This is a genomic window from Lutibacter sp., assembly GCF_040883305.1.
Taxonomy (GTDB): domain Bacteria; phylum Bacteroidota; class Bacteroidia; order Flavobacteriales; family Flavobacteriaceae; genus Lutibacter.
Window position 1 is genome coordinate 1 of record NZ_JBFLKT010000220.1, and the last position, 11,279, is coordinate 11,279.

The following is an 11,279-nucleotide window of genomic DNA, read 5'->3' on the forward strand; positions in this document are numbered from 1 at the left end:
GCTACTTGTCTATTTCCGGCCCCTGTAAACCCTTTTAATAAGCTACATGTAAAATCTCCAATTCCAGAAGAAACAGTTGATGAAGTTACCTTACTGTTATCTGAAGATCTTCTAAGCATTAAGCCTGTTCCTGTAATTGAATAACCTTCATCATCTCTAGATTGTACATATGTCCAAGTAACTCCATTATCTCCAGTAAAACTATTATTTCCATAGCTGCCAGTTGGTGCATTTGAATTTGTAAACGTTTCAGAACCACAAAAACTTGGAATAGCAGTTGTTGTTCCATCAACTGCAACACTAAGAACAGAAACGTTATCTGAAGTATCTCTGGCTAAAACAAATAAACTGTAGGTGGTTTCTGCTGTTAGGCTAGTAATTGTATATGTAGTTAAAGTAGTAGTTGCCAAATAGCTTCCATCTAAATAAACGTCATAATCTTTTACAGCTTGATCATCTGTAGATGCGGTCCATGCTAAATCTAAAGTAGAACTAGTTTCATTACTTACAATTAAGGCTGTAGGTACTGTTGGATCCGTTGTATCAATAATATTTGTTGTTGTTATGTTTTCAGTATTACTTACAGTTGATGTATTTCCAAATGCATCTTTGGCATAAACAGTTATAGCATAACTAGTATTTATAGTCAACCCTGTTAAAGTAGCAGAATTAGATACTGAAGTATCAAATAAAGAACCATCTACAAAAATATCATAACTAGTTACACCAACATTATCAGTTGATGCAGTCCAGGTTAAATCTACTGTTGTATTTGTAATATTTGATGCAGTTAAGTTTGTTGGTGCTGTTGGAGCTTGTGTATCAGCGGTAGCACTCCATATTTGAGCAACATACTCAGGGTGATCAATAAACGGGTTTCTATTATTTTGACGTGCATAAATTGCATTGTTTCTGTCTATCTCACGAGTACTTACTGGGTCATTTGTATGCCAAGTCATTAGTATCGTTAGAAAAGGCTCAGAAAATACTTGGTCACTAGTTCCATTAAACATACCATAAGAACTCCACCCTGAAACTAAGTTTTCATACCTTGTTGCAAAATAAAAATACATTCTAGCAATATCACCTTTAAATTCATCAATAGGTTCACATACAGGACCACCAGAATATCCATCATCCGATGTTCCAACTAAAGTTCCATTATCGGAGGTATATATAGTTGCACTAGCTACGTTACCATGTGGATAATTTGAGCGAAAACCATTCACTTTTCCATCAGTTGGTATTACAAAATGCGCATCATTACGCATAGGGGATTGTTCACTAAAAACAGATTGTGGAATTATATGTTCTCTATTATAACAATCACCTTCATCAGCATAAGTACCACATTGATCGGTTGAGTATGTATAATTATATGGATCAACACCTGTAGGGTCTTCAGAGTAGATATCTAAAATAGTATTATCATTTTCGTAAAAAATATCTCTATCAGAAGTTTGATAGGTTGTCCATAAACCAGAATATCCATTATCCGTATGACCAAGAATAATAGAATAAAGTTGTGTTTTTAGTGCATAACCTGTTCCTGTTGCTGTATCATAATAACCTGTTGGAATTTGACTGAAAGAGGTAATAGATGTAATAAATAGTAATACTAATAATAATTTTTTCATTGGGTTAATGAATGAATTGTTAAATAAATAAATGGTTAGGTTATTTGTGGGGTATTAAAAAAACCTAAAGAACTCTTAAAGTCAAGTATAGCTAGTATAAAAAGTTTTAAAAGTTGGTAAAATTGGGGTGTATTACCGCTGTAAATTTAGTATATTTTTTAAATAAAAAAACATTTTATTTCTCATTTTTGTTAAAAAAATAAAATGATATTGATTATGAATATACAATCAATTAAGAGGTGTCTTAACCTCTTAATTATCCGATTTTGAGCGGTAACAACAAATAAAAACACTTTGTAAAAAAAAGTAGAAAATTTAAAATATAGAATAGGTAAATAAGTTATTTATTTAATATTTTCTTTTAATAAGATATACAGGCGAAAAATGATCAAAAGAAAACAGTATAGAAAAGAGAAAAAGGCAGTGATAAAAAATCACTACCTTTATTTTTTTGTGTAAAAATTCTAATTTTAAGAGCTAGAAACTAACTTTTACATTCTAACAAAGCCATATAAAATCCATCGTAACCTGTTTTAAAAGGCGAAACTTTATAATCTTTAATAATAGTAAAATTAGGGTTGTTTTTTAAAAATGCTTTTACTTGGTTTTCATTTTCAGAAGGCAATATAGAACAGGTTGCATATACTAACTTTCCACCAACTTTTACCAGTTTAGAATAGTTTTCTAAAATTTCAGCTTGCGTTTTTATTATATTTTCAACAAACTCTGGTTCTAATTTCCATTTGCTATCTGGGTTTCTTTTTAAAACACCAATCCCACTGCACGGAGCATCAATTAAAACTCTGTCTGCAGTACCTTTCATTTTCTTCATTACTTTGGTAGAATCCAATACTTTTGTAGTAACATTATGAACTCCTGCTCTTCGTGTTCTAATTTTTAATTTTTTCAATTTACTTTCGTAAATATCGGTGGCAATAATGTTTCCTTTATTTTCCATTAAAGCAGCCAAATGCAATGTTTTTCCTCCTGCACCAGCACAGGTATCAATTACTTTCATACCTGGTTTTACATCTAAATAAGCGGCAACTAATTGAGAAGAAGCGTCTTGAACTTCAAAAAGACCATCTTTAAAACAATCTGTTCTAAAAACATTAGCACGTTCTACTAATTTTAATGCATCTGGATAGCCATCAATAAAAACGGTAGCAATTCCTTCATCAGCTAGTTTTTTTCTTAGTGAAGCTTTGTTAGTTCTTAATGTATTTGTACGTAAAATAACTTCGGCTTGCATATTAAGAGCCGTAATTTCTTTAGACCAGTGTTTTTCGCCTAATTCTTTTACAGCTAACTCATCTAACCAATCTGGAATGGACTCTTTAAAGACTCTTATTTTTTGAAGTTCATCAAATTTACCTTTAATTCTTCTTTCTGGTACCCCTTGTAATTGGTTCCAATCTGGTAATTTATACCCTTTTAAAATTGCAAAAACCTGAAAATTTTTCCAAACATTTTCTGTTGAATAATGAGATTTTGTTCCAGCTATTTCGTTGTACAATCGTTTCCAACGTACCATTTCATAAATAGTTTCTGCAACAAATTTGCGGTCTCTAGCTCCCCAACGCGCATCGCGTTTTAATGCTTTTTGAACCACTTTATCGGCATATTCTCCTTCATTAAAAATTAATTTTATAGCATCTACAACTGTAAATACTAAATTTCTGTGTAATCTCATATTAAAAATTTAAGGGTGCAAAGATACATAATTTGTTGCTAAGAAGTTAGCCTTTAAATTTAGAGATTGTTTATTGCTGTTCTAATTATTATCTTCGTGCTTTCAATTATAAAATGCCAAACTACAATCTTAATACTGCTATAGCCTATTTAAAAGGTGTTGGACCTAATAGAGCCACTTTGCTTAAATCGGAATTAGGGATTCATACTTTGGGTGATTTAATTAATTTTTTCCCAAATCGGTATATAGATAGAACTCAGTTTTTTAAGATAAATCAACTTCAAAACAACACATCTGAAGTTCAAATTATTGGAAAAATAACTACTATAAAAACGGTACAACAAAAGCGAGGAAGTAGGCTAGTTGCCACTTTTACAGATGGCACTGGAACTATGGAATTGGTTTGGTTTAGAGGGGCAAAATGGATAAAAGCTGCCTTAAAAATTAATACTCCCTATGTAATTTTTGGGAAAACAAATTTTTTTAGTGGCTTATTTTCTATGCCACACCCAGAAATGGAATTGCTAGAAGATTATAAAAAAAGTTTGCGGTCGGCAATGCAGCCCATTTATCCTTCAACCGAAAAATTAACAAACAAAGGAATTTCAAACAAAATTGTTTCCAAAATTATTCAGAATTTGTTTGAAGAGGTGCAAGGTGATTTTACAGAAACACTTTCAGTTCTAATTATAAATGAGCTCAATTTAATTTCAAAAACAGCAGCACTTTTAAATATTCATTTTCCACAAAATCAAGAATTATTAACAAAAGCACAAATTAGGCTTAAGTTTGAAGAATTGTTTTTTATTCAATTACAACTTATTCGAAAAAAACTAGTTAGGAAATCTAAAATAAAAGGTTTCAATTTTGAAAAAGTAGGCGATAATTTCAATAATTTTTACAATAAAAAACTTCCATTCGATTTAACCAATGCGCAAAAAAGAGTGTTAAAAGAAATACGAAAAGATTTAGGTTCAAATGCGCAAATGAATCGTTTATTACAAGGCGATGTGGGTTCTGGTAAAACTATTGTGGCATTGTTAACTATGCTAATCGCTCTAGATAACGGTTTTCAGGCAGCTTTAATGGCACCTACTGAAATTTTAGCAACACAGCATTATAATTCGTTAGTTGAATTGTTAGATGGTTTAAATATTTCTATTAAATTATTAACAGGTTCTACCAAAATAAAAGAGCGAAGAATTATACATGATCAATTAGAAAATGGTGAATTAAATATTTTAATAGGCACACATGCGCTTATTGAAGATAAAGTGAAATTCAAAAATTTAGGTATTGCAATAATTGATGAACAACATCGATTTGGAGTAGCACAACGTTCTAAAATGTGGCAAAAAAATCAATTACCACCACACGTTTTGGTTATGACAGCAACACCAATACCACGAACTTTAGCAATGAGTGTTTACGGTGATTTAGATATTTCTGTTATTGACGAATTACCACCAGGTAGAAAAGAAGTAAAAACAGCACATAGATATGATGCTAACCGATTATCAGTTTTTAAATTTTTAAAAGAAGAAATTGCAAAGGGAAGGCAAGTTTATGTTGTGTATCCGTTAATTAACGAATCTGAAGCGATGGATTATAAAGATTTAATGGATGGATATGAAAGTATTGCGCGTGAATTTCCATTGCCAAACTACCAAATTAGCATTGTACATGGTAAGATGAAACCAGCTGATAAAGAATACGAAATGCAACGCTTTATAAAGGGTGAAACTCAAATTATGGTAGCAACAACTGTAATTGAAGTTGGTGTAAATATTCCTAATGCAAGTGTTATGGTTATTGAAAGTGCTGAGCGCTTTGGTTTGTCTCAATTACATCAATTACGAGGTAGAGTAGGACGTGGAGCTGAGCAAAGTTATTGTATTTTAATGACCAGTTTTAAACTATCTGCAGATGCTAAAATTCGTTTGAATACAATGGTTGACACTAGTGATGGTTTTAAAATTGCAGAAGTTGATTTAAAATTACGAGGACCAGGAAATTTAATGGGAACCCAACAAAGTGGTGTGTTAAATTTACGTATTGCGGATATCGTTAAAGATACGCAGATATTAAAAAAAGCAAGAGCTATTGCAATAGATGTACTAACAAAAGATCCTTTATTAAAATCGCCTGAAAATCATTTTATTAGAATTGCTTACCAAGAAATTAGTAAAAAAAGTACCATTTGGTCTAATATTAGTTGAAATTATGCAATTTAAACCATCAAAAAAGTTGCTTAAGGTTTAAGTTTAAAGTTGGTTTGTTTATCTTTGCATCTTGTTAAAAAAATAAAATCTAAAGATGAAAATATCATACAATTGGTTGAAACAGTTTTTAAAGGTTGATTGGGAAGCCGAAAAAACAGGAGAATTGTTAACCGATTTAGGACTTGAAGTTGAAGGACTGGAAACTGTAGAATCTATAAAAGGAAGTTTAAAAGGCATTGTAATTGGTAAAGTTTTAACCTGCATTCAACACCCAAACGCAGATAGATTAAAAGTTACAACTGTAGATTTAGGAAATGGTGAGCCAGTGCAAATAGTTTGTGGAGCGCCAAATGTAGCTGAAGGTCAAATTGTTCCAGTTGCTACAATTGGAACAACATTGTATGACGCTAAAGGTGAGGGTTTTAAAATTAAAAAAGGTAAGATTAGAGGAGAAGAAAGTCACGGAATGATTTGTGCCGAAGACGAATTAGGTTTAGGAAGCAGTCACGATGGGATTATGATTTTAGACGAAAATTTAAAAGTTGGTACTCCAGCTGCTACAGTTTTTAATATTGAAAAAGATGAGGTTTTTGAAATTGGTTTAACACCAAATAGGGCAGATGCCATGAGCCATTATGGAACTGCACGCGATTTGCGTGCAGGTCTTATTCAAAAGGGTATATCTTTAGAATTAATTTCTCCTTCGGTAAGTGATTTTCACGTAGATGATAGAACTTTAAAATTTGATGTAATTGTTGAAGATGAAGAAAAAGCGCCGAGATATGCGGGTGTAACTATTTCAGATATTACAATTAAAGATTCTCCAGATTGGCTTCAAAACAGGTTAAAAGCAATTGGTTTAACACCAATAAATAATATTGTAGATGTTACTAATTATGTACTTCACGAATTAGGTCAGCCATTACATGCATTTGATGCTTCAAAGGTAAAAGGTAACAAAATTATTGTTAAAACCTTACCAACAGGAACAAAATTTACAACGTTAGATGAAGTTGAGCGCGAATTGCACGAAGAAGATTTAATGATCTGTAATGGAAATGAAGAACCAATGTGTATTGCAGGTGTTTTTGGAGGCTTAAATTCTGGAGTTACAGAAAACACTACATCAATTTTTTTAGAAAGTGCTTATTTCAATCCAGTTGCAATTAGAAAAACTGCGAAAAGACATGCGTTAAATACCGATGCGTCATTTAGATTTGAAAGAGGGATTGACCCATCAATAACAAAATATGCATTGAGACGTGCTGCTATTTTAATTTTAGAAGTTGCTGGAGGAAAGGTTTCATCAGAAATAGCAGAATTTTATCCAGTAAAATTTGAAGATTTTCAAGTGTTTTTGTCTTATGAAAAAATGAATCGTTTAATTGGAGCTGAAATACCAAAAGAAACGGTAAAAAATATTTTAGCTTCATTAGATATTAAATTTAATAGTGTAACAGAAGGAGGTATTGGATTAACAATTCCTGCCTACCGAGTTGATGTTACTAGAGAAGCTGATGTTATTGAAGAAATTTTACGCGTGTATGGCTATAATAATGTGGAATTTTCACACAAATTAAATACTTCAATTTCTTTTTCTGAATTTGATGATGTAAAAATAGAAAACGTTATTTCTAACCAATTAGTTGCACAAGGTTTTAATGAAACTATGGCAAATTCTTTAACAAAATCAGATTATGTCTCGTTGTCTGAAATGTTGAATGAAGATCATAATGTAGTAATGTTAAATCCACTAAGTAACGATTTGAATGTTATGCGTCAGTCGTTGTTATTTAGCGGATTAGAATCTGTTGTTTATAATATTAACCGAAAAAACAATGCATTAAAATTCTTTGAATTTGGAAAAACGTACCACAAGTTTGAAAGTGGTTATGCCGAACAAAAGCATTTAACCTTATTTGTTTCTGGAGCACGAACAAAAGAACGTTGGAATGTAGTTCAAAGAAAATCTGATTTCTTCTATTTAAAAGGAATTGTAATTGCATTATTACAACGTTTAGGAATTGATAAACCAAAAACAACACCTACAAAAAACGATGTTTTTTCTGAAGGAATTTCGTTGAGTTTAGGAAAGATTAAATTGGTAGATTTAGGTGTGGTAAAGCGTTCTATTAATAAAGAATTTGGAATAAAACAAGAAGTGTTATTTGCAGATTTTAATTGGGAGAATATCTTAAAAGTAGGAGGGAAATCTACTGTTAATGTTTCCAATCTACCTAAATTCCCAGCAGTTAAACGTGATTTCTCTTTGTTGCTAGACAAAGAAGTTACCTTTAACGAACTTTATAATTTAGCTTTTCAAGCAGAGAAGAATTTACTAAAACAAGTTGATTTATTTGATGTTTATGAAGGTGATAAATTAGAAGAAGGAAAAAAATCGTATGCAGTTAGTTTCTTATTACAAGATGAAAATAAAACCTTAAACGATAAGCAAATAGATAAGGTTATGCAAAAATTGCAACAAACATTTGAGAAAAACGTGGGTGCAACATTAAGATAATTTACTAAAATTTGTATTTAGTTATTTTTTTTGGAGTTCGTTATTTAGTTTACTATTTGTTCAGTATATTTAATGCTGTTTAAAATAATGAAAAAACGTACTAAAAAAGACAAAATTACTAGTTCTATTTATGGTTTTAACATCAATTGACTGTTACGTCAACAGAGCGGAGTTAATTAATTTATAACAACTGAAATTTCTAGTGGCATTGGTTTAGAAACTGTTTAGCAGTTGTAGTTTCTTAGGAAAGAAACAAATCTGTTTTATTAGCTTTCTTATATGGAATTTTCGGCTGGTTGTATGTACTCTTAAGCTTTTTAGCTAGACAGACTGCCAAAAATTTACAATATCGTGGATATACAATTGACATACTTAACCAGCTTTGGGCAGATAGTCAGGGATTTATTTTAATGGCAGCCGTAATTTATTTTATTGCAATTATTTTTTCAAAAGGAGTTGAGTATCAGGAAGAACTGGAAGAAACTGTTTAACTATGGCGATTATTGTAAACTTAGATGTTATGATGGCAAAACGAAAAATGTCACTTAACGAATTATCGGAAATTGTAAACATTTCGCTAGCAAACTTATCTAAACTAAAAACAGGAAAAGCAAAAGCGATTCGGTTTAGTACGCTTAATGCTGTTTGTGAAGCATTAGATTGTCAACCTGGAGATTTATTGGAACATTCAAAAGAAGGATAAGATCTTTCGAATCTAAAATTCATTTAAACTTTTTTATTCATATAATGTATCAAAAATAAATAACGAATTGCCAAAGCAATAATTAACGGAAGCAATGCAAAATTAAAAACTTGAATTTGAAAAATCCAAACCAACAGCATTAGTATAATTAGACCAATTAAACTTATATTATAATAATACATCCATTTTGGAAGTTTCGATTTTAATAGATAAAATGCAATTAAAAAATTGGGTGCGAAAGCCCATAAAAAATTTAAATTTTTATATGTTGCAGTATGGTCGGTAGCGAACCAAAGTAATAAAATGGCAATTCCTATAGTTCCCGTTATAAAGCAAAGCAAAAAATCTAACCATTTAGACCTGCTTTTATTTTTAAAGTTTTTATAGCTAAAAAATAGTATAATTAAACTGATACAAGTAATAACAAATAGAGGTGTATTTATAAAACTAAACGGTTTTAAAACCTCATTTGATTTAGGTTTTAATACGGTTTTAGTTTCTTTAACCAATGGTTTTACTCCATTTTTAGTAGTAATTGTTGCATTTTCAAAAGCGTAAAAAATATAATCTGGTAAAAATTTAAAAGCGTCTTTTTTTGCTTCTTTATCTATAACAGAACCCAACGCTAAATCAATACCAAATTTCCCCCATTCTTGATTTTTAGTATAATCTGCAATTAAATCTCTATGTGTTTTATGTGAGGTAATATGGTTGTTTTTAAACGCCACATTATCCTTTAAAATACCTTTAATAACTTCTTCTATTTTGGTAGAGCAATTGTTGTAAAAGAAATCGTATTGATAATCTTTGTTAGATGGTTTGGCATTGTTTTCCAAAAAATTGTAAGTTGCTTGTACTTGAGCTAGATCAAGATTTAATTCTTGAGTTTTTACCCACCTATTTTCGTAATTATAAATTTGTAAGAATAAGCCAAATCTAGAAGTTGACAACTGATATGTTAGTTTTCCTTTGGCAAAATTTAGATAAAAATTAGGAGCGTTAAAATTAAAAGTTCCATAATTATATATTTTATCTAATTTATTTACAGGATCAAAAACTCGAAAAGCACTATGACCAAAAGTTGAATAAAGTTCACTTCCAGGACCACAAGTTACAACACTTACTGTTGCTTTATCTGAAAGATTGATTTGCGCATTAAATCTAATTGAAAATAATACTATAATTAAAAATAAAGAATATTTAAGTTTCATAATTATCTAAAATTTTCAAAATCAACTTTTATAGAAAAAAGATTTGAATAAAGCGCTGCACCAACGTTTCCAATATTGGTTAGGGCATAATCTATTTGAATTCCTTTGTATTTAAATCCGACACCAAAATTTGGTTGTATAGAAGTTTCAGTAGTCATGTCAAATTGTAATTCTTTTTGAATATTCCCAATACCGGCTCTTAAATACACCAAATCTATATAATCTAATTGAAAACCTAAAGCAGGATCTAAACTTAGAGCATCTGAAGAAATAATGTCGTTAGTTTTTGTAAAACGAAGATTAAAATCTAATTCGGAAAGTAAATTAAAATCTTTTGAAATATTAAACTTTCTTGCAATACCAACTTGTGCTTTTGGAAGCGTAATTTCTGTAGATTCAGGTAATTCTTGATTTTGATCTGGAATTGCATTTTGTATTTTTTCAAACTCTTTTTCGTCGATACTCCAAGAATTATAGGTAGTTGTAATATCTCTTAACATCAGTCCATATTTCCAGTTGTTTTTTTCATATTGAACCCCAGCATCAAATCCAAATCCCCAAGAAGTTGCAAAATCTCCAATAATTCTTCTAATAATTTTAGTGTTTAACCCAACATTTAACCCTTCAATATTTAAGTTTCTAGCATACGATAAATTTAAACCATAATCTGCAGCAGAAAATAAGCTAATACGGTTATAATCTATATTTCCCTCATTATCAATAAGTTCTGTGGTGTTTAAAATATCGTCAACTCCAAACCTAATTATTGATATTCCAACAGCACTTTTTTCATCAATTTGCATTGCAAAAGCGGCATAATCATATTTTGCAATTCCTTCAAAATATTCAGCGTGCATAATGGCACCTTGAAAATCTTTTACATTTACCAAACCTGCCGGATTCCAGTATGCCGAATTTACATCGTTACTTGTGGCAACAACTGCTTTACTCATTCCAAAAGCGGCTGCATCTACACCAATATTTAAAAATTCGTTAGAATACTTACGAACAGTTTGTGCCGTAAATACTTGGGTTGAAAATAAAAAAAGTAATAAATATTTTTTCAAGATGATATATTTTTAAACGAAAGTAAAAAAACTTTATAAGTTAACGTTCACTATTAAGAAATAATATGGTTAATATAGTTTAAAATTCGGTTTTCGCTCCACAATAAATCTTTTCCAAAGAAGGAAGTATTAAAACCAACATGTCCTCCATATTTAGTCGCTTCAAAAGTTAAATTATTATTTGCTGACGCTTCATTAAAAGGGTGGCAGCTTTCAGATAAAAAA

General features: G+C 30.5%; 8 protein-coding genes. 4 read left to right on the top strand and 4 right to left on the bottom strand.

What is annotated here, in order from left to right; genetic code table 11:
- Together AB1Z17_RS06970 and AB1Z17_RS06975 are read right to left on the bottom strand one after the other, a co-directional pair.
- On the bottom strand, window positions 1-1,637 hold a 1,637-nt coding region (locus AB1Z17_RS06970; RefSeq protein WP_368051077.1), incomplete at its 3' end, for an endonuclease.
- 484 nt (window positions 1,638-2,121) lie between these two features.
- Complete coding sequence (locus AB1Z17_RS06975; RefSeq protein WP_368051078.1) at window positions 2,122-3,330, bottom strand: RsmB/NOP family class I SAM-dependent RNA methyltransferase; 1,209 nt, start codon at window positions 3,328-3,330, stop codon at window positions 2,122-2,124.
- Window positions 3,331-3,443: 113 nt separating this feature from the next.
- Between AB1Z17_RS06975 and recG the strand changes: the two genes are divergently transcribed.
- The 4 genes from recG to AB1Z17_RS06995 all read left to right on the top strand — a co-directional run bounded on the left by recG (window position 3,444) and on the right by AB1Z17_RS06995 (window position 8,776).
- Window positions 3,444-5,549: an ATP-dependent DNA helicase RecG gene (gene recG, locus AB1Z17_RS06980; protein ID WP_368051079.1), complete on the top strand. Its 2,106-nt coding sequence runs from the start codon at window positions 3,444-3,446 to the stop codon at window positions 5,547-5,549.
- Between the two features lie 97 nt (window positions 5,550-5,646).
- Window positions 5,647-8,073, top strand: coding sequence for a phenylalanine--tRNA ligase subunit beta (pheT, locus tag AB1Z17_RS06985; protein ID WP_368051080.1), 2,427 nt, complete (start codon window positions 5,647-5,649; stop codon window positions 8,071-8,073).
- A 296-nt stretch (window positions 8,074-8,369) separates the two neighbouring features.
- Window positions 8,370-8,564, top strand: coding sequence for a hypothetical protein (locus AB1Z17_RS06990; protein WP_368051081.1), 195 nt, complete (start codon window positions 8,370-8,372; stop codon window positions 8,562-8,564).
- A 2-nt stretch (window positions 8,565-8,566) separates the two neighbouring features.
- Window positions 8,567-8,776 carry a helix-turn-helix domain-containing protein gene (locus AB1Z17_RS06995; protein ID WP_368051082.1) on the top strand — a complete coding sequence of 70 codons (210 nt, stop codon included), beginning with the start codon at window positions 8,567-8,569 and terminating at the stop codon, window positions 8,774-8,776.
- A gap of 23 nt (window positions 8,777-8,799) precedes the next feature.
- Here the strand turns inward: AB1Z17_RS06995 and AB1Z17_RS07000 are convergent, their stop codons facing one another.
- Entirely contained in the window at window positions 8,800-9,987 is a 1,188-nt protein-coding gene (locus AB1Z17_RS07000) for a DUF4105 domain-containing protein (protein WP_368051083.1), read from the bottom strand.
- A gap of 2 nt (window positions 9,988-9,989) precedes the next feature.
- A complete protein-coding gene (locus AB1Z17_RS07005) occupies window positions 9,990-11,054 on the bottom strand; it encodes a PorV/PorQ family protein (RefSeq protein ID WP_368051084.1) in 1,065 nt (354 codons plus the stop codon).
- Window positions 11,055-11,279 lie beyond the last annotated feature (225 nt).